Source organism: Anaerostipes sp. 494a (assembly GCF_001940315.1).
In the GTDB taxonomy this organism is placed as follows: Bacteria; Bacillota; Clostridia; order Lachnospirales; family Lachnospiraceae; genus Anaerostipes; species Anaerostipes faecalis.
Map to the genome: position 1 here is coordinate 381,895 of NZ_MJIF01000001.1, position 20,159 is coordinate 402,053.

At 34.8% G+C, this 20,159-nt stretch carries 22 protein-coding genes and 2 pseudogenes; 9 read left to right on the forward strand and 15 right to left on the reverse strand.

Annotation, left to right across the window (positions count from 1 at the left end):
* Positions 1-94 precede the first annotated feature (94 nt).
* Positions 95-1,132, reverse strand: a complete 1,038-nt coding sequence (selD, locus tag BHF70_RS01995; RefSeq protein ID WP_075758670.1) for a selenide, water dikinase SelD — start codon at positions 1,130-1,132, stop codon at positions 95-97.
* A gap of 2 nt (positions 1,133-1,134) precedes the next feature.
* Complete coding sequence (locus BHF70_RS02000; RefSeq protein ID WP_075758671.1) at positions 1,135-2,526, reverse strand: MATE family efflux transporter; 1,392 nt, start codon at positions 2,524-2,526, stop codon at positions 1,135-1,137.
* Positions 2,527-2,786: 260 nt separating this feature from the next.
* On the opposite strand from BHF70_RS02000, the gene BHF70_RS02005 reads away from it, so the two are divergent.
* From BHF70_RS02005 to BHF70_RS02015, 3 genes are read left to right on the forward strand one after another with little or no spacing between them, the layout of a single operon-like run.
* Positions 2,787-3,545, forward strand: coding sequence for an alpha/beta hydrolase (locus BHF70_RS02005; protein ID WP_075758672.1), 759 nt, complete (start codon positions 2,787-2,789; stop codon positions 3,543-3,545).
* A 21-nt stretch (positions 3,546-3,566) separates the two neighbouring features.
* Complete coding sequence (locus tag BHF70_RS02010; RefSeq protein ID WP_075758673.1) at positions 3,567-4,322, forward strand: esterase family protein; 756 nt, start codon at positions 3,567-3,569, stop codon at positions 4,320-4,322.
* Positions 4,323-4,352: 30 nt separating this feature from the next.
* On the forward strand, positions 4,353-5,549 hold the full coding sequence (locus tag BHF70_RS02015; protein WP_075758674.1) for an ATP-grasp domain-containing protein: 1,197 nt from the start codon (positions 4,353-4,355) through the stop codon (positions 5,547-5,549).
* Positions 5,550-5,631: 82 nt separating this feature from the next.
* Here the strand turns inward: BHF70_RS02015 and BHF70_RS02020 are convergent, their stop codons facing one another.
* The 4 genes from BHF70_RS02020 to BHF70_RS02035 all read right to left on the reverse strand — a co-directional run bounded on the left by BHF70_RS02020 (position 5,632) and on the right by BHF70_RS02035 (position 10,313).
* Positions 5,632-6,216, reverse strand: coding sequence for a DUF4352 domain-containing protein (locus tag BHF70_RS02020; RefSeq protein ID WP_083638239.1), 585 nt, complete (start codon positions 6,214-6,216; stop codon positions 5,632-5,634).
* A 155-nt stretch (positions 6,217-6,371) separates the two neighbouring features.
* A complete protein-coding gene (locus BHF70_RS02025; RefSeq protein WP_075758675.1) occupies positions 6,372-7,673 on the reverse strand; it encodes an HAD hydrolase family protein in 1,302 nt (433 codons plus the stop codon).
* Between the two features lie 25 nt (positions 7,674-7,698).
* A complete protein-coding gene (locus tag BHF70_RS02030) occupies positions 7,699-9,159 on the reverse strand; it encodes an aminoacyl-histidine dipeptidase (protein ID WP_075758676.1) in 1,461 nt (486 codons plus the stop codon).
* Between the two features lie 86 nt (positions 9,160-9,245).
* A complete protein-coding gene (locus BHF70_RS02035; protein WP_075758677.1) occupies positions 9,246-10,313 on the reverse strand; it encodes a serine/threonine-protein kinase in 1,068 nt (355 codons plus the stop codon).
* 84 nt (positions 10,314-10,397) lie between these two features.
* Here BHF70_RS02035 and BHF70_RS02040 point away from each other — a divergent pair, with 84 nt between their 5' ends.
* Positions 10,398-10,859: a helix-turn-helix domain-containing protein gene (locus BHF70_RS02040; RefSeq protein ID WP_075758678.1), complete on the forward strand. Its 462-nt coding sequence runs from the start codon at positions 10,398-10,400 to the stop codon at positions 10,857-10,859.
* Between the two features lies 1 nt (position 10,860).
* Here the strand turns inward: BHF70_RS02040 and BHF70_RS12430 are convergent, their stop codons facing one another.
* Together BHF70_RS12430 and BHF70_RS02045 are read right to left on the reverse strand one after the other, a co-directional pair.
* A complete protein-coding gene (locus tag BHF70_RS12430) occupies positions 10,861-11,022 on the reverse strand; it encodes a hypothetical protein (RefSeq protein ID WP_158024870.1) in 162 nt (53 codons plus the stop codon).
* A gap of 227 nt (positions 11,023-11,249) precedes the next feature.
* Positions 11,250-11,744, reverse strand: a pseudogene (locus BHF70_RS02045) (putative ABC transporter permease); the annotation flags it as partial.
* An 85-nt stretch (positions 11,745-11,829) separates the two neighbouring features.
* Between BHF70_RS02045 and BHF70_RS02050 the strand changes: the two are divergent.
* Positions 11,830-12,186, forward strand: coding sequence for a hypothetical protein (locus tag BHF70_RS02050; protein ID WP_192846091.1), 357 nt, complete (start codon positions 11,830-11,832; stop codon positions 12,184-12,186).
* Positions 12,187-12,847: 661 nt separating this feature from the next.
* On the opposite strand, the gene BHF70_RS02060 is transcribed toward BHF70_RS02050, so the two are convergent.
* On the reverse strand, positions 12,848-13,087 hold the full coding sequence (locus tag BHF70_RS02060) for a hypothetical protein (RefSeq protein WP_075758680.1): 240 nt from the start codon (positions 13,085-13,087) through the stop codon (positions 12,848-12,850).
* A 159-nt stretch (positions 13,088-13,246) separates the two neighbouring features.
* On the opposite strand from BHF70_RS02060, the gene BHF70_RS02065 reads away from it, so the two are divergent.
* From BHF70_RS02065 to BHF70_RS02080, 4 genes are all read left to right on the forward strand, one after another.
* Complete coding sequence (locus tag BHF70_RS02065) at positions 13,247-13,630, forward strand: helix-turn-helix domain-containing protein (protein WP_075758681.1); 384 nt, start codon at positions 13,247-13,249, stop codon at positions 13,628-13,630.
* A gap of 50 nt (positions 13,631-13,680) precedes the next feature.
* On the forward strand, positions 13,681-13,917 hold the full coding sequence (locus tag BHF70_RS02070; RefSeq protein ID WP_075758682.1) for an ImmA/IrrE family metallo-endopeptidase: 237 nt from the start codon (positions 13,681-13,683) through the stop codon (positions 13,915-13,917).
* A 43-nt stretch (positions 13,918-13,960) separates the two neighbouring features.
* Positions 13,961-14,161, forward strand: coding sequence for a hypothetical protein (locus BHF70_RS02075; RefSeq protein ID WP_075758683.1), 201 nt, complete (start codon positions 13,961-13,963; stop codon positions 14,159-14,161).
* Positions 14,162-14,299: 138 nt separating this feature from the next.
* A complete protein-coding gene (locus tag BHF70_RS02080) occupies positions 14,300-15,013 on the forward strand; it encodes an Ig-like domain-containing protein (protein WP_083638244.1) in 714 nt (237 codons plus the stop codon).
* A gap of 381 nt (positions 15,014-15,394) precedes the next feature.
* Here the strand turns inward: BHF70_RS02080 and BHF70_RS02085 are convergent, their stop codons facing one another.
* The 6 genes and pseudogenes from BHF70_RS02085 to BHF70_RS13090 all read right to left on the reverse strand — a co-directional run.
* On the reverse strand, positions 15,395-16,405 hold the full coding sequence (locus tag BHF70_RS02085) for a GGGtGRT protein (RefSeq protein ID WP_075758684.1): 1,011 nt from the start codon (positions 16,403-16,405) through the stop codon (positions 15,395-15,397).
* A gap of 13 nt (positions 16,406-16,418) precedes the next feature.
* Positions 16,419-17,111, reverse strand: coding sequence for an iron-sulfur cluster assembly scaffold protein (locus tag BHF70_RS02090; protein ID WP_075758685.1), 693 nt, complete (start codon positions 17,109-17,111; stop codon positions 16,419-16,421).
* A gap of 203 nt (positions 17,112-17,314) precedes the next feature.
* A complete protein-coding gene (locus BHF70_RS02095; RefSeq protein ID WP_075758686.1) occupies positions 17,315-17,686 on the reverse strand; it encodes a MerR family transcriptional regulator in 372 nt (123 codons plus the stop codon).
* Between the two features lie 54 nt (positions 17,687-17,740).
* Complete coding sequence (locus tag BHF70_RS13085) at positions 17,741-17,803, reverse strand: KxYKxGKxW signal peptide domain-containing protein (protein ID WP_442855741.1); 63 nt, start codon at positions 17,801-17,803, stop codon at positions 17,741-17,743.
* A 245-nt stretch (positions 17,804-18,048) separates the two neighbouring features.
* Positions 18,049-18,885 carry a hypothetical protein gene (locus BHF70_RS02100; RefSeq protein WP_075758687.1) on the reverse strand — a complete coding sequence of 279 codons (837 nt, stop codon included), beginning with the start codon at positions 18,883-18,885 and terminating at the stop codon, positions 18,049-18,051.
* A gap of 378 nt (positions 18,886-19,263) precedes the next feature.
* Positions 19,264-19,959, reverse strand: a pseudogene (locus BHF70_RS13090) (transposase); the annotation flags it as partial.
* Positions 19,960-20,159: the final 200 nt, after the last annotated feature.

Below are 20,159 nucleotides of genomic sequence, written 5' to 3' on the forward strand. Positions count from 1 at the left end.
TTAAAAAATAACCCTTTCACAGGGCATTTTTTATATGAAACTGACTTTATTATAACATAGAAATTTCTTTAAGCGATTTATAGAGATATTTTTTCTACTCAACTTTAATACTATTTCCTTCTTCCGGGGTTACATAACCAATAATCCTGGCACAAGGTATTTCACTTTGCAGCTGTCTCAGCATGTCTTTAGCCTCATCTTCTGGTACTGCTATCATCAACCCTCCTGAGGTCTGCGGATCATAAAGAATATCCTGCATAGCTTCTGAAATATTTGGGGAAAATGTCACTCCACTCTGGGCATATTTACGATTTCTATAAGCACCTTCAGGTATCATGCCCATCAGCGCCATTTCAAAAGCTTCTGAGTGATATGGTATCTGATCTGCCATAAAGTGAATCGTTACACCACTTCCCTGAGCCATTTCATATCCATGTCCCAGAAGGCCAAATCCAGTAACATCTGTACAGCTGTGAGGATGGAATTTCACCATAATATCTCGGGCCTTCTTATTTAATGTTGCCATTTGTTTATAAATTTTATCCATGATTTTCATATCAATAAATTCAGCTTTTGCAGCTGTAGTCAGAATTCCCACACCTAAAGGCTTGGTTAAAATTAAAACATCTCCAGGTTTTGCCCCTGCATTAGTAAGCACTTTCTCTGGATGTACAAAACCAGATACAGATAGCCCATATTTCGGCTCCTGATCCTGAATGGTATGTCCTCCTGTAATAATAACACCTGCTTCATAGGCTTTTTTGTATCCACCTCGCAATATGCTCTGAATAGACTTCTGGTCCATTTCTTTTGTGACACACATGACGTTTAATGCCAATTTGGGGTCACCTCCCATAGCATAAATATCGCTAATGGAATTGGCAGCAGCAATCTCACCAAACAATTCCGGATCATCTACAATAGGAGGGAAAAAATCGATGGTCTGTACCAGGGCCGTCTCGTCATTGATCACATATACAGAAGCATCATCACTTTTGTCATATCCCACAATCAGTCGTTCATCATATCTGGTGGGAATATCCTGAAGCAATCTGGCAAGAGTTCCTGCTCCTACTTTTGCGCCACATCCTGCACACTGGGCCAGTTTTGTTAATTTTACTTCTGTTTCCATATCTACACTCCTTCTGCCATGTCTCTTGTTACATTTCTCAGCCACTTGTAGCTTTTGAATCTTATCCATGTAACTGGCACTTTGATTAATTCATCACTCATTAAAATCACATATACCACAGGTACACTTGCATGAAATACAAAAGCTGCCAGTGCGCCAAATAAAATAGAGCATCCCCACATTGTTGACATATCTAGAATAAGTCCAAAACGAGTATCTCCTCCTGAACGAAAAGTTCCAACAATCATTGTTGTATTAAAAGCCTGTGCCACAACAAAATAAGACATAACAAAAAACATGAATCTTAAATATTCTTTTGCCATTGGTGTCAATGCAAGGAGAGATGTGGCAACAGGAGCTGCTATCAGAATCATTCCTCCACCTATAAGTCCCATTAGAACACTTAAAACCAAGAATCGCTGTGCATAGGCTTTGGCATGTTCAGGTTTCTGCTCTCCAATGGTTTTTCCAAGATAAATTGCTGTTGCACTTGCCAGTCCAAATGCAACAACTGTTGCCAGCTGCCTTGCAACCTGTGCAACAGAATTTGCTGCTACGGCTGCACTTCCCATATGTCCAAGAATGGCGGTATTGGCTGCAGTTCCCATTCCCCACATAACTTCATTTAAAACTACAGGAAGTGCATATTTCAGAAAGTCTTTTAACAGCACAGAATCCAGATGAAGAAAATATCTGAACCGAAATAAAATATCCCGGTTAAATTTTTTTGCATAAATAAATACCAGAAAAAGTTCCAAGATTCTGGAAATCAGTGTTGCTAAAGCTGCGCCACGGATACCCATCGCCGGACATCCAAACAATCCGAAAATAAAAATCCCATTAAGAATTACATTACATATTAAAGATATCAGATATACTACCGTTGCAACAACTACTCTTTCAACACTGCGCATAATATACAGATAAACCTGTGTAATGCCCATCATAACATAAGAAAAAGCAACGATTTTTAAATACTTGATTCCTTCTGTAATTACCAGAGGATCACTTGTGAAAATTTTCATAAGTAACCCTGGAATGGTCAATGCTGCAATTGTAAAAATCAGGGTAATAGTAACAGCTGCACGGATTCCCATTCCTAAAATTTTCTCAATGGTCTTTTTATCCCCTTTTCCCCAATACTGGGCAGTTAGGACCGTCGCTCCTGAAGTCAGTCCAAAAAGAAACAGTACCATAATATATTGAACCTGCCCTGCAAGCGAAGAACCTGACAGTACTTTTTCTCCAACTTTTCCAAGCATCATAACATCCGCAGCGGTCACTCCCACATTGATTAAATTCTGCAATGCCATAGGAACTACCAGGGCAAATACATTTCCATAAAAAGTTTTCCAGTCTATTCCAAGTTCACGATTATTTTGTCTAATAAACATTTTATATACCTCTCTTTAAAAAATCTGCTTTTATATCTTTTCGTAATTAATATTCCATAAAATCAGATGCTTACTTTTATTATACCTGTATTCGTTTAAATATCTACTATATTTTTTTCGTATTCATAAGAATCAAAAAAGTGAAAATTAATTATCCATAAATTCCCAAAAACTTGATATTCAGGGGCTTCTATGCTATATTTACCAATAGAAATTAATAAGATGTGTATTGGTAAATATACATAGAATTGGAGAAAATTATGATTTACAAATGGGATATTACTATTCCGGAACTAACTGGAGCAGAACCGCGCAGTGCATACATATACCTTCCAGAATCTTATAACGATAATCCAGAAAGGCACTATCCTGTACTCTACATGTTTGACGGACACAATGTTTTTTTTGATTCTGATGCAACTTACGGCAAATGCTGGGGAATGAAAGAATACATGGATCAGACCAGCACCCAGTTAATCGTTGCAGCTGTAGAATGCAATCATAGTCCGGATAACGGGCGTCTGCGGGAATACTCGCCCTTCACATTCAAGGATTCTAATTTTGGTAAAATAACCGGTCTTGGAAAACTGACAATGGAGTGGCTGATTAATGATTTTAAAAAAGATATTGATTCCCGTTTCCGAACAATTCCTGACAGAGAGCATACATATATTGCCGGAAGTTCTATGGGCGGACTTATGAGTTTATACGCTTTAATGGAATACAACAATGTTTTTTCCAAAGCAGCAGCACTGTCCCCTTCTTTATGGACAGCACCAAAAAAGATTATTTCGCTTATAAAAAATTCCATGATCCAGCCGGATACTGTTCTTTATATGGATTATGGTTCCAATGAACTGAATCATCATGATAATATGTTGCTGATTTATGAAAAAATAGCGAGAAATCTTTTACACTGTGGTGTTTTGTTAAACAGCCGGATCGTTCCTGGTGGTGATCATTGCGAAGCCAGCTGGGAACAGCAAATTCCGTTTTTTATGCATACATTATTATACTAACAAGAAAAATTGGAGGTTTTTATGGAAATTCATTATTTTAAACAGTACAGCCCTGCACTGAATCGAGATATGGAATGTAAAGTATATGGACATGGAGGACGTCCAGTCTTATTTATTCCTTGTCAGGATGGGCATTTTTATGATTTTGAAAATTTTAAAATGACCGATGTCTGGTCACCATGGATTGAATCTGGACAGGTCATGGTATTTTCCATTGACACTATTGATGAAGAAACCTGGTCAAACAAAAGCGGAGATCCTCACTGGAGGATTGATCGTTATGAGCAGTGGATCAAATACATTGTTGATGAAATGGTTCCTTTCATGCGTGCAACTGTTAACCAGCGAAACGGATGGGACGGCTATCCTGGTATTATTGCATTTGGCTGCAGCCTTGGTGCAACACATGCTGTAAATCTTTACTATCGCTTTCCTGATATTTTTGATGGACTTCTTGCTTTAAGCGGTATTTACACAGCTGATTATGGATGGGATGGATATATGGATGAAATGGTTTACAACAACTCCCCTGTTCACTATCTTGGAAATATGTCACCAGATCATCCTTATATTGAAAAATATAATTCCGGGAAATCCATCATTTGCGTCGGTCAGGGTGCATGGGAAGAACCTGAAACAACCCGACAGCTTGCTTCTATTTTTGCAGATAAAGGAATCCATACATGGGTAGATTTCTGGGGATTTGATGTAAACCATGATTGGGACTGGTGGTATAAACAGGTAACATATTTTGTCCCTTATTTACTTAATGATTAAATTTCAATGATTTTTAGAAAGAAGGTATATATGAAAAACTTTATTTTTATCTCTCCAAATTTTCCTACAAACTACTGGCAGTTTTGTAAAGAACTAAAAAACAATGGATTAAATGTACTTGGAATTGGAGATCAGCCTTATGATGATTTAAGCAATGACTTAAAGGAAAGCCTGAATGAGTATTACAAAGTAGATAGTCTTGAAAATTATGATGAAGTATATCGTGCTGTTGCATTCTTTATTCATAAATATGGACCAATCGACTGGTTAGAATCCAATAATGAATACTGGCTGGAGCGGGATGCAAAACTTCGTACTGCATATCATATCACAAGCGGGTTCCAGGAAGAAGATATTCCTCGCATCAAATTCAAATCCAAAATGAAGGAATTCTACATAAAAGCAGGAATTCCTGTAGCTCGTTATCATTTGGTTGATACCATTGAGAACTGCAAGAAATTTATTAAAAAAGTGGGATACCCAGTTATTACAAAACCAGACAATGGTGTTGGTGCTGCTGATACATATAAAATCAGTAATGACAGTGAATTAGCTTCATTTTTTGAAATAAAACAGGAAAATGTTCAATATATTATGGAAGAATTTATTAATGCTGAAATAAATTCTTACGATGCCATTATTGACGCTGATGGTAATCCTATGTTTGAAACAGGAAATGTAACTCCAATGTCTGTTATGGATATTGTAAATAATGCTGACAATTCCATTTATTATATCGTAAATAAGCTTCCTGCTGACACAAGAAAAGCAGGACGCGCAACAGTGAAAAGTTTTGGTGTAAAAAGCCGTTTTATACACTTTGAATTTTTCCGTCTTTTGGAAGATCATGAAGGAATGGGGAAAAAAGGTGATATTGTGGCTTTGGAAGTTAACATGCGTCCATGTGGAGGATTCACTCCAGACATGATCAATTTTGCTCACAGCACAAATGTATACAAAATCTGGGCAGATATGATTGCTTTCAATAAATCCACTCTTCCTGTCGGAAACCACTCTTATTGTGCATTTGCAGGATTAAGAGATGGTAAGAAATTTGTAATGACCCACGAAGATATTATGAATAAATACGGAGAGCATATGAAAATGGTAGACCGCATTCCTGATGTTTTTTCAGGAGCCATGGGAAACCAGATGTATGTGGCAACTTTTGCAACAAAAAGGGAAATGAATAGTTTTTACAATAATGTATTAAAATGTGAAGAATAATTCATTTGCAAAAAAGCAGATTATCAGACTTTAGAAGCTTGATATCTGCTTTTTTACTACTATACTACTATCTTTTATACTACTATCTTTTTTTTACAAATTTGATCTTTTCATCCCAGAAATCAGGCTGTACTTTTATTTCTAACTGTTTCCAATCTTTAGGTACCTGGTAAGCAATAATACCATTCATTTTTTTACCTGCACTAAGATCTCCATCTAGCTGATTTTTCTCTTGAAACTCATCTAAAGAAAGGGCCATAAAATCCTGATTTAATGAATAATCATCTATATATGCCTCAAAATTTAATTCTGAACTTATGGCAATATCATGATCAGATTTATTATCAATCTGGAATTCACATACCATAAATATCTTATTTTTATCTGGCTTGTTATATTCTTCCCCTCGTGAAGTCTTCACACTTTTTAATGTAATCTCAATATCATTCTGTGTTGCTGTTTCCCCTATTTTATATGAAGTTTTCTTAGGCTTTTCTTCTTCTCCTCCTATAAAACTTAAAGCAACAATGATTACAATCAGTGTCAACAAAATCCATTTAAGTTTTCCTCCTTGCTTTTTCCTGCAGTTAGGACAAACTTTGGCTCCCGCCGGTATCTCGCTTTTACAATGTCTGCATAGTTTTGTGCCTGTTTTCTCCTTTTTCATATATCTCCTCCTGTGTATTTATTCCTGATAATCATATCAAATATGATTTTCTTCCTGTTCCGCTGACAGCGTAAAAAAATATAACGGCTGTTACAACAATGGAAAGAAAAAAAGGATATTGTTTTAGACAGGCCTAATTCAAATAATATTAATTTTTAATATTTTACTTCTGGTTTATTGAAAACTCTTTTTACCGGTTCAAAGTTTCTTTTTAGCTTTTTCACCATAATATTCCGATCTGAATCTTCCACATATACATCATATTTCTCTTTCAGACTTCCAAAAGTGACTACCTTATGTATATCCAGTATTTCTAAAAGTCTCTCCAGCATATGCTCTCGTGTTGCATCACGATGATACAGCTTAATATAAGTATATCCTGGATAATCCACAGAATCATACATTACAATTCTATACTCGTTTATCCATTGCTGCTCCAAAAGTCTCTGATGCAGCTTTTCAATCTTGCCTCTTTCATCTATGATCGTAAAATAAACTACATTTTCACCTTTAGGTAAAGAATGTTTAATATAATTACGAAAAGGTGATTTTTTCATTTGCTGATAAATTTTCAATACTGCTTCATTGTTTAGTTCTTCATAATAAATAATCAGAGAATCATCGATTACTACATTTGTAAAATATGCTACATGCTCTTCTTTCATAATATCTATAATTCTTTTAGCTTGTTCATATGTCATATGATAAGACATAAGGTATGAATTATTTTCTATATCATATAGAACTGCTCCATTCATTGCAATGATTGGAAGTTTTAAATTCACCCCGTCTAACGATTCTCTTACAGACGCTGGAGTACGAATAGTTGACACTGTAAACATAGCACCTTGTTCAATCATTCGGTTTAATTCCACTTTACTAAATGGTGTTAATTCATCATTCTTCGTCAGTATTGTGTCATCCACCCCTGAAACAAACAGCACATCTCTCCTCTTTTCCCGCGGAAGATGGAAAGAGTTAACTAATATGGCAATTACCACACCAAGCAAGGTGTCCCATACTCTGTCAAGCACGAATAAAAAAGGATTTTTATCAAAAATATGCATAACTGTAATGCTCAGAAAAACCACACAGGAAAAATATGATGCATTTTTACATTCTAATAAAACTGTAGTATATAAAACAACTCCTGTAAAAAATGAAATCATTAAATAGTAGAAAAAACTTCCAAAACTCCAGAGTTGAAGCCCATATACTTCTATTATGATTACAATCAGTCCCCAAAAAGCTCCTATAAAAGTTCCTATGGTTCTTTTTCTTGCCATCTTCATACTGCTACCATGGTAGGGCTGAATACATTGCAGCACGGCTAATGCCGAATAAAAAGGAATTCCTGTCTTTCCCATACAAAAATAGACAGCAAAACATAATATTACAGCACATACAGAACGTACGATTCTCTGTCCCACAGGAGGTATTTTTAAATTAAGTCTCATCTTCTAACCCTTACTTTTTCAGCTATTATAAGCATTCTGTCAATCGTTTTAATACTTCTTTTAACAATTTATAAAAACGTTCAAAGGAGTCCAGCGGAAGGCATTCTTTTGGAGTATGACATTCGTAGATGGCCGGACCGACTGCTATGGCATCCAATCCTGGAAGGGCATCCGAAAACAGACCACACTCCAGTCCTGCATGAATCGCTTCTATTTTCAATTCTTCATGAAATAATTCTTTATAACTTTCTTTAAAAATCTCTCGAATCGGAGATTTATCAACATAACTCCATCCAGGATATTCCCCCATGAAATCACATTGAAATCCGAATATATCTGCCAGTAATATAATCTTCTGCTTCATATTGTCCATTAAAGAAGCTACAGAAGATCTTGGAGAAAAAACTATTGTAACAGAATTTTTTGAAGTTGCTACAATCCCCATATTGGAAGAAGTTTCAATAAATCCATCCATTGTCATATTTCTTTTTTGAACTCCATTCGGAGCCAGATACATGGCATTGACCGCATCTGTTCCATCTTTTTTAGAAAGAGCTGCTGCCTTCCCTTTTTTTAATGATATTTTGCAGGAAAAATCCGGTTCGCTGGCAATAACTTCTTTTGTTATTATTTCTGCCATATCCAATGCCAGTTTTTCGGCTTTTGCAGCTTCCTGATAATCTGTATAGATTAGAACTGCATCACATTTTCTTGGAATAGCATTATCCTTATTACCGCCATTAATACTGACAATATTCCCATCCGTATCTTTTAGTAATCTATATAATATTCTAGCCATTAAAAGATTAGCATTCTCCCGTCCTTTACCAATATCTGAACCCGAATGTCCACCCGTCAGGTGATCTATAGATATCTGTAGCAGTATTCCTTCTAAGGATTCTGTCTCTACATTCTTTGAACAATTGATACGTAATCCTCCGGCACAGCTAACTGTTGCAATTCCTTCTTCCTCAGAATCCATATTAATCATTGTTCTGGCATGGATCAAAGATTTGTCCAGAAATGCTGCTCCATTAAGACCAATTTCTTCCTGTGTTGTAAATACGCACTCTAATGGCGGGTGTACGATATTATCATCATCCATAACCATTAACATCAATGCAACGGCAACACCGTTATCGGCACCAAGAGTTGTTCCTTTTGCCATCAGATTTCCATCTTTTATCATTAAATCTAATCCGTCCTTAAGGAAATCATGGTCTACATCAGAATTTTTTTCACATACCATATCAATATGCCCCTGAAGCATAACTGCCGGAAGATTTTCTTTTCCTTTACTTCCTTCTTTTTTGATAATCACATTATAAAATGAATCCTGATGATACCATAATCCTCTCTCCTGGGCAAATTTGACAAGATAATCACTGATTTCCTTTTCGTTTTCAGATCCACGTGGAATTGCACTGATTTCTTCAAAAAAATGAAATAATTTTTCCGGTTCATAACCTGTGATCTTATAATCCATAATGTATCACCTATTCCTTCCTGGTTTTTGTACTTTTATGTAAATATTTTTTCCTGTTGATAAACTTGCTCCATATTTATGATGTATTATTCCATTATAGACATTATACCTGCAAAAATAAATACAATCAGGAATACAATCAGTATCTGCAGCAGCCAGCTCCATGGTTTTTTATCTTTCCATTTCCCAAGGATTATTGTTTTTATATCCATATAATCCGAACAAAAGAGAATGGAAATAAAAAAACACAAGAAAAGGGCACTTCGTTGTAACCACAATGTTTTTCCTGTCAATATATTACCTGCTACATCTGTAAGTTCTATGGTAAAACAGAACCATCCAAGAAAAAAGTATCCGAAAACAGCAGAAATCATTTTTACTGGATGACCTGATCTAAAACCTGGAAAATTCAAAATATTTCTTTTTTTCTTCATAATCCCCATGGATATTTGAATATCTTTCTGCAATTCCCTCACATCCTGGTATCTTGAATTTACATCAAGTTTTATACATTTTTCTATAATCTTCCTATATTTACCAGATGGTGCTTTTTCATGCGGAAATTTACCAGTCATCATCCTGTGAAATGTAATTCCAGCCGCATATATATCTGAACGTGCATCAGACTGTCCAAAACCATACTGCTCAGGAGCTGCATACTCTTCTGTTCCTAGTAATTCTGTATCTCTGCTTTGCCCTGGTTCATAGTTTCTAGCAGCATTAAAATCAATTAAATATAAAGTTCCTTCATTACTTATCATAATATTTAGAGGCTTTATATCTCTATGAATCACCGAAACTTCTAAATGATGAATCTGATCTAGGATTTTGCAAAGATCTAACATCAGTTTTGCTGCCGTATCTTCATCTAAGGGACCTTCGTTTTTCAAAAATTGTTCTAGATTCCGTCCATGAATATATTCCTCAATAATAATGGCATTGGCTTGATCACAATAAATATGATAAACTTCTGGAATTCCTTTTATATGATTGCCCATTATCTGCTGATAAACTTCTTTTGAATACCAGCTTGTTGTTTTCTTTACAAAAATTTCTCCTGTATCTTTTTGTTTTACCAAATACACTTTCCCTGATTCATCCAATGGTGTTAGTTCATCATAACATGATAATTGGTATTCCTCTTCTATTGTCATAAAACAATCCCCTATCACTCTTGTATAATTACTTCACCTATTGTATCATAACAAAAGATAAAAGAAAAATGCGAGGTAATCATCATGTCAAATCCATCAACAGAACAACTGAATCACAGATTAAAATCTGCAACTTTAGCTTCCTTTCCATCTTATCTAAAAGAATTATCTGCTGCTCCAGATTTACAGGAATTTTTTTCCTGCTATATTTCTCAAAATAATATAACACCTGCAGAGATTATTAGAAATAGCGGCATATCTCAAAGTTATGCCCATGAAATATTAAATGGCAAGAAGCCTCATCCCTCCAGGGATTATCTCCTTGCCCTTTGTCTTGGTGCGAATATGGATTTAAATACAACGCAACATGCGTTAAGAATTGCACAATTAGGTGAATTATATTCAAAAGTTCCAAGAGATGCTGCCATTATGCTTCATATTAACCAGAAACAATGGAATATTACAAAACTTAATCTTTTTCTAACAGAGCATAATCTTGATATCATTCATTATGCCAAAAATCTGACAGACAACTCTGAGTTTTAAATTATTTTTTATTATTATAAATAATATAAAAACCTAATCCGATTCCTGCTCCGGTAATAATCGGTATGATCATTTCATTTGTTATTATTCCAGTTGTCATTCCAATTATAAATATGATAACCAGAGCACATAATGTTCTTAAAACTAATTTGATTATATTCATATTCTGTCTCCTTTTATTGTCCTTCATTAGTTTTTATATCACAACTATTCATGGTCAAAACCAAATACAATAACAATACTTATATAAATAACTGTATGTTTGGTCTCTATTATGTAGTTTAAAATATAAGTTATCTGGATTATAGCATGTGGATTTACAGATTACAATTCTAATTTTATGAAGTAAAAAGAATATCCCTTCTTTTGATTTATACCATCTTTAGTATTTTATTTTACAGATTTAGCATTTGGATAAATTCTTTCCAGACGCTCATCATTATAATGTTCATCCACCCACATCTGCCAGCTGTCACTTGCCTGAATTCCATCCTTTCTTTGAGCAGATCCTGCTAAAGCCATACATGAAACTACAATATTACAACTCATAAATAGAATCAATATCCATGTGAAGATTTTTCCCCATGATAAAGGAAGCTTCTCTATTATTTTAGAAAAGAACGGATAAAGATGTTTGATCCAGACCACAGCTGCAATTCCCCAAAAAAAGCAGTATAGTAGATTAATCCTGCCTCCAAGATTAAAAGGAATCTTGCTGTAATCCCAGAACACAGTACCAAATATCATCTCGGTAAAGACACTGCAGAAATATTCATATGCACCTCCTAAAACGGTTCCTACAATAAACAAAAAACCATCCGAACGGTCTTTATATTTATATAACATTGCAGTTACAGCTGCAATTGCGAGACCCCAGGCACTTGAAGATCATCGCAAACAAATCTGCAGTTATGCTCTTGAGCAAGTAGTTCTGGCAATCGTTGTCACAACCGGAATTGCTTCCATTTTCTTGACCCGTGACTTTACACCTGATTATAACAGTGGTCTTGCCCATGCGATTTTCTATGCTTTGACCAAGTACCCTGTCATAGAGGAAAAGCATCTCCATGGTGAAGTCGTTGGATTTGGAGTATTATTTGCGCTACTCTGTGATGAACAAGAGGAAGAATTTCTCAAAATATATAAGCTCAATAAACAACTTGGTCTCCAGACAAAACTTTCTGAGATTGATATCACACCGGATGAATTTAGAGAAACGATTACACGGATTCCTTTCATGTCTGATGTCAACCATTATCCTTATCCGATTACAGAAGATATGCTTTACCAGGCATGGAACAGATTGAAAAAAATGTCTGTTCTATAGAAGACGGCTCATTTAGGCGACTCACATTTATTTCTATGTTCATACAATTAGAATGACAATCGCAACAAAAAATATGCATAACTTATATAACATAATTTACACAGATAAGTTTTTTGTGTTATACTATTTTTACAAGAAGAGCTTTCGCTCTCCTTGGCTAATGTAATAGCTTGTGGATAATCAATAAGATTATCCCGATGATTAAGTCCGTCAGTGCCTGTCGCAACCAGTCTCTATCGGGCTTTTTCTTTTTAATATCTAAAAAATGGACCATCCAGGACTCGAACCTGGGACCATATATCAGTACTTCTTGAATCAGAAGATCTCTTTTTATTTCTCTTAAGGGATCTTCTTTTATGCTCTTCCATGCTTTAATAAGTACAATTATTTCCAGAATAAGAACCCCGACTATTACTAATTTTGTCATCTATATATTTCATCTTTCTCACTTCCTGGTTATTCAACCAATCCTCTTAATTGAATCTCTATTGAAGGTTTTGGAAATAAAATCGGCGTTCAGAATTATCTAATGTCTACTCGTTTGCTTGAACTATGTCATAAATGGCTTTCTGAACAGCTTTAGCAAAAGTTTTTCAACACCAACTCTTCTAAAATACTTTTTAGTACTTTCACATCTACATCCCTCCTTCCTTTGATTTTTTTATTTATCTCTGATTTGCCTTAACTCTACTCTTTGTAGAGTAGCATGGTAAAAAATATTGTCTTGCAGAATCCTATAGATTCTACTTAACATCTCCATTTCTGGAATCCATGGAACAATTTTTCCTTTTTCCCAAGATATAATCGCGGCCCTTGTAACCTCCTTTTTTTCAGCTACTTTTTCCTGTACTAGTTCAGCATTTACTATTGCTGTAGCTAAACTAACCTGTATTGCTTTCAAATGTTTACCACTTTTCTCAACTTTTTGTAGATATTGTAATTATATAAAAAGTAGATATCAATACATTTTGTAGATTATTTTTACAATTTATATTGTCCTTTTCTACTTAAAGTAGTATGCTTTAAATAAGTTATTTATCTCAAAGAAAGAGGTGAACATATGGGGAACGATTATTATAAAGATATTTTTTCAAAAAACTTAACAAAGTACATGGAACTCAATGAAAAAGATCAAATGGATTTAATTAATGATTTAGGATTTAACAAATCTTCTGTATCGGCTTGGTGCAATGGAACAAGATTACCGCGAATGGATAAAGTTGATGCTCTAGCTAAGTATTTTGAAATTAATCGTTCTGATTTAATAGAAGAAAAGGACGAAAATGCATCAACTTATTATCTAAACAACGAAACAAAACAAATTGCTCAAGAAATATACGAAAATCCAGATTTACGAATTTTATTTGATGCATCAAAGAACGCTTCTCCGGAAGATTTAAAATTTGTAATTGAAATGGTAAAGAGAATGAAGGGTGATGACTAGATGTCCGTACTTTTGGACAGCCAGCGTAAATTACGTTGGAGTGATTTTATTTGACATATGAAAATATAATCGTAATTTACAAAGATATGCCAGCAAAGATAAAAAGTTTTGTTATGCCAGATGGATTAGAAAATTATGCAATCGTTTTAAATTCTTGCCTAAGCTTTGAACAGAAGCGTATATCTACACAACATGAAATAGAGCATATCGAACGCGGTGATTACGATGATATTCAAAATGTAGATATTTTAGAATATTACCGACATAATATTAAAAATTTAAGCTAAATTCAATATTGATAATTTTGACCATGAAAGGGGTTGTGCAATTATGAAATTTGGAATGAGGAAGCCAAGTTTAAAAAAATCCATTAAGGCAAGAACTACAGCTAAAGCCAAACGCGCAATTAAAAGGGCTGTTATTCCTGGATATGGGAAAAAAGGAACTGGCTGGATAAAAGATCCAAAAAAGTCTGCATATAATAAAGTTTATAACAAGACTACATTCGGATTAAAAGATTTACTTAAATGAAATAGAAAACCGCCCGGCGGCAACCAGGCGGCAAAAATAGCAGAGAATAATCCTCCATCTATAAACAAATTATATTATACCAATTAATTATATTTTTTACAATTACAATGGAGGAAAAAGTATGAAAAAGAAACTACTATGTATTCTACTAACATTTGCATTACTATTACCTGTAATGCCAGTTCAGGCAGACGAGACACCTGTGAACATAATTGGAGCAACTGGTCCACAGATTATGAAGCAACATGCGGAGATACAGGAGAAGAATCCCGTTACTGCTATAATTGCTATGAAACTCAAACCAGAGACATTCCCGCCACAGGAAATCATGACTGGGACGATTGGTATGTTGTAAAAAGTGCCACCATCTACAAAACAGGATTGAAAGAACGCGAATGCTGGTATTGCTACACAACACAAACAGCTACAATCCAAAAATTAAAACCTTTTGTTAAATTTACTAAAAAGACCGTAAAGATAAAAGCAGGAAAAACTTATAAATTAAAATTAAAATATGCCAAAGGTGATTCTGCAAAGAAATGGAAATCTAGCAATAAAAAAGTTGTTACTGTATATAAATCAGGAAAAATTAAGGCCAAAAAGAAGGGGACTGCAAAAATTACAGTTACGATGAAATCTGGCAAAAAAGCAACATGCACAATTAAAGTATCTGCAAAAAAGAAGTCTTCTTCAGCTAAGAAATCTAACAAGGGTGGAACTGTTTATTGGGTACCAAACGGATCCGTGTATCATTGTACTAAAAATTGTCCTACATTGAGTCGTTCTCGTACAATTTATAGCTGTTCAAAATCTAAATGCCCTAAAAAGCGAGCATGTAAGGTTTGTTATTAACTTGTTTTTCTGCAAAAGTTAATAAATCAAAATAAAAAACCACCCAGCATAGCTGGGCGACGGAACCTATCAACCAAGGATGTTGATATAGTCCTACTTCGCAACTAGAATTATATCATACATCCTACACAAATTACAAATGGATAGGGTGTATTTTTTGCACCTTCACTAAAAGGAAGCCAGAATGCTTAATGGCAGAAATCATGAAAATCACATAAATTTATACAAAAAAAAGAGCTAAGATATGATATACATTCTTAACTCTTTTTTTGTTTATTCACTTGTAGCAACGAGTTGTAGCAATGTTGTAGTAACGATCTACTTTTCGCTACTTTTTACTACTTTTATCGTTCCAAAAAAACCACGAATTTTAGCGGTTTCTTAGAATTTACCTGCTTTAGCAGCTTCTTCAATGGATACTGCAACAGCTACTGTAGCACCAACCATTGGGTTGTTACCCATACCGATTAATCCCATCATTTCTACATGGGCTGGTACTGAAGAAGATCCTGCGAACTGAGCATCACTATGCATACGTCCCATAGTATCTGTCATTCCGTAAGAAGCTGGTCCTGCAGCCATGTTATCTGGATGAAGTGTACGTCCTGTACCACCACCAGAAGCTACAGAGAAGTATTTTTTACCCTGTTCGATACATTCTTTTTTGTATGTACCTGCAACTGGGTGCTGGAAACGAGTTGGGTTTGTAGAGTTACCTGTGATAGATACGTCTACACCTTCTTTGTGCATGATTGCAACACCTTCTGTTACATCATTAGCACCATAGCAGTTAACCTTAGCTCTTAATCCTTCAGAATAAGATTTTCTGAATACTTCTTTAACTTCTCCTGTGTAGTAGTCCATTTCAGTTTCAACATATGTAAATCCGTTAATTCTGGAAATGATCTGAGCAGCATCTTTTCCTAATCCGTTTAAGATAACTCTTAAAGGTTTCTGACGAACTTTGTTAGCTTTTTCAGCGATTCCGATAGCTCCTTCAGCAGCTGCGAAAGATTCATGTCCTGCTAAGAATGCAAAACATTCTGTTTCTTCTTCAAGAAGCATCTTTCCTAAGTTACCATGTCCAAGACCTACTTTACGCTGGTCAGCTACAGATCCAGGAATACAGAAAGCCTGAAGACCTTCACCGATAGCAGCAGCAGCATCTGCAGCTCTTCTACAATCTTTTTTGATTGCGATAGCAGCACCTACTGTGTAAGCCCATTTTGCATTTTCGAAACAGATTGGCTGAATTCCTTCAACCTGAGCATAAACATCTAATCCAGCAGCTTTTGTAATTTCAGCAGCTTCTTCGATAGAATTGATTCCATACTCTTTTAAAACAGCAAGAATCTGTTTTTCTCTTCTTTCATATGATTCAAATAAAGCCATTATTCGCTACCTCCTATTCCTTTCTTGGATCAATAATCTTAACAGCGTCATCAACGCGTCCATACTGACCTTTGGCCTTGTCCATTGCTGTCTGAGCATCGTCTCCAGCTTTGATGAAGTCCATCATTCTACCAAAGTTAATAAACTGGTATCCAATAATTTCATCGTCAGCATCAAGAGCAATACCTGTAACGTATCCTTCAGCCATTTCAAGGTAACGAGGACCTTTTTTGAGTGTTCCGTACATTGTACCAACCTGAGATCTTAATCCTTTACCTAAGTCTTCAAGTCCAGCACCAATTGGAAGTCCTTCTTCAGAGAATGCACTCTGAGTTCTTCCGTATACGATCTGTAAGAATAATTCTCTCATTGCTGTATTGATAGCATCACAAACTAAGTCTGTATTTAATGCTTCTAAGATTGTTCTTCCTGGTAAGATTTCAGATGCCATAGCAGCTGAATGTGTCATTCCTGAACATCCGATTGTTTCTACTAATGCTTCCTGAATGATACCTTCTTTAACGTTAAGAGTTAATTTACATCCTCCCTGCTGAGGTGCACACCAACCAATACCATGTGTCAATCCTGAGATGTCAGTTACATCTTTTGCTTTCACCCATTTTGCTTCTTCAGGAATTGGTGCAGCTCCATGGTTTACACCCTGAGCTACTGTACACATTTGTTCTACTTCATGTGAATAAATCATGTTGAAACTCCTTTCAGTATTAAAAATAACAATTTTATTTTAGCACATTGTTAAAAATAACACAACCTGCTAAAAAGAAAAATATTTATATCTTTACATATCGTTATATATCATTACATATCATTACATGAAAATCTCAAAAAATGGTGTAGTAATGGTGTAGTAAATATAAAAAACGATACTCATAAAGCAAACATTGTCAGTCAATCAAGTTTTTCCAGCTCTTTTTTTCTGCTATTTTCGTTCGTCAATCTATCAATCATTTGATTTACCCTATCAATTAGATCATTTATTTCTTCCTTCTCTTGTCTCAATTTCTCCACTTTTTGTTCGAGAGCGGCATTTATCACAATGCTTGATGCATCAATGATGACTGTGATTTCTTTAATTGTAAATCCTAACTGTTGATAAAACTTTATTGGTGTAATTCTCAATTTAGCAGTATCATCATAAAATAAATGTCCATACTTATTTCGACCTGTCGTAGTTACAAGTCCTGCTTTCTCATATCCTTGAAGCGCTCTCCTGGATATCTCAAGTGTTTCACAGATTTCCCGTATTTTCATATAATCCATATCTTCCATTTCCACTCTATAACTGCACATTACGTGCAGTCAAAGACTTTTATATTAGAAAAGCAAGCTACATTTCCCACTCTTCCATAAAAAGAAATGTTTTTTTCGCGAGTCCACAATTCAACGAAAATACATAAAATAAAACCCCTGCATCCGCTAATTTCTACCAGGCACAAAGGTTTCAATCGTTTCATGATATTAAATTTTTTTCATTCATTAAAAGCAAAATCCGCCAGTTAATACATTATCACAACTTCAACATCAACATGATTTCTTTGTTAAAAATGCTTGCTTGAATACGGAATTGTTATCTGTTTATTTCCAATTCAACTTAAGCATTATCAAGAAGAAAAAAACTTATATTAGTTTTCTTTACATAGATTTTCTTTTTCTATTTTGTTTAATCCTTGCATTTTTCCCTTCAAAGGAACTGGAATTGTTATATTGAACAGAAACTTGACAAACCAAATCACTACTAGAAATACAATAACTGGAATTGCACAATATGCAATTATAAATAAAGCCATTGTATCAATAAAACTATTCAAAATCTGTTTTGCTTTTTCACTGGCATCTGATGCTCCCTTTTCAATTTTATCGGTAAAAATCTCCCACCATTTTTTACTTTCTTTCTCTTCCTTCTTTGACTTTTCTATCTCTTTAGTTTTCTCTGTCAGCTCCGTCAACATAGTCTCATTTGTTTCATATATCATATCACTAATCTTTAAACTAAACGGGATAATAGTTGCAATCACAAATGCAAATACCACAAATTTTATCCCTAACACTTTTAGTAATGAGCGCTTTGTAAAGATTGAAATAGCGAACAATACACAAGCAAATGGAACCAAAATTTTAAATGCTAAAAACCCCAATACTGTCAGCAACGATTTTTCTAGTACTAATGCACACACCACAATCAACAGATACGAACTGATATCCATAATCTGATTTGCAATTGGAGTTGTCGCATCTCCCGGTATAGCAGCCAGACCTGTTGACACCGCTGCCGCTGTGGCGGTCACTCCCATTACCGTTGCCTTTTTCTCATCAATTGACTGAATTGTATTCTTGTAACTCTCCGGATTTGTTGTGTATTTTGCAACTACAAATATTGATAGTAATGCTATTACCAGACAAACTATCACCATTAGAACTTTCTTCACTATTTTCTTTGATATCCAATCATGTACTTTCATTTTCTTTAGTCTCCTTCCCTTAATTCATCCTTAACTTTCCGAACGAAATTTACAATGCATTCTTCCGATTTATCATTTATGTATATATTACAATATTAACTTTCACCTATCAACTCAGACATTGATTTAATCAATTCAGTATTGTCACACATAGTTTTTTACATATCTTACTCAATGTCTTCGCATTCATATTATTCTCTCCTTCATGTTATAACTGCACGTAACGTACAGTCAACATTTTAGTTATCGAAAGCGCTTAGTTTCGGGATATCAAGAAATATAATTGTAAAAGGTAAATGCTGATTCTCCTAACAAAAAAAGGGCACTTAATGAACCTGTATGGATAATACTTTGATTTTAAGCAACTGATTCTTTACGTTACTTTTTATTATGATATTTATAACGATTAAAACCACGAGAAATCAGTGTAAGTTCCAGAATTACGTTTTTCTTTCCTCTGCGAAATAATCTTTTGTAAGACTTATTCCATTTTAAAACACCAAATGTTCCCTCCGCTTGTATACTGCGATTCATTCTTAAAAATACCCCATATACAGATTCAAGATTCATAATTACTTCCTGATAAATAGAAGTAAGTTCCTGATTCATACGAATCGTTCTGTTGCCTGATGTCTTAGGGCTGCATTCTCTTTTATGTAAAGAACGTTCGCACGATTCTCATTCATAGATTTCTTCGGTTCTTCCATATTTATTCTTATACAGCTGAATGCTTTTTCTGTGGTCACAGCCAAAAACAAAAGTAGCTTCATGACATAGATCAAATGAGATATCTTGTGAAAGACTTTTTCTCGGTTCTTTGTACAGAATCTGTTCCATACTCAGGTATAGTGGTTTACATTAGCTTCGATTTTTTCCTATCAATATAGGCATAATCTAAGTCAACATAATCCTTTTCCAAAATATATGCATTCACATCCATAAAAATCAGTTCTATTGATTCTGTCAGTTCATTTCGACTGAAGTTGCCTTCATACCATCGAGAAGATACATATATCGGATATGGTTTCTACAGAGTTTTTGAATTTTTCTCAAAGAACAGATACCATGTGCCAGAGTGTATCTGGTAATTTATTATTTTCCACCATATTGTCACCTGCTTTCCATATAAGCGATTTCTATTACCAACCAACCTGCTTACCTACTTCATCACCTACAACAAATCCCAGTAATGCTGCAAAATAATTGATGTTCTTAGTCATTAAGCCAATTACGCAAATTACAATAATCGCTCTAGTTCCAACCCATATTGCGAA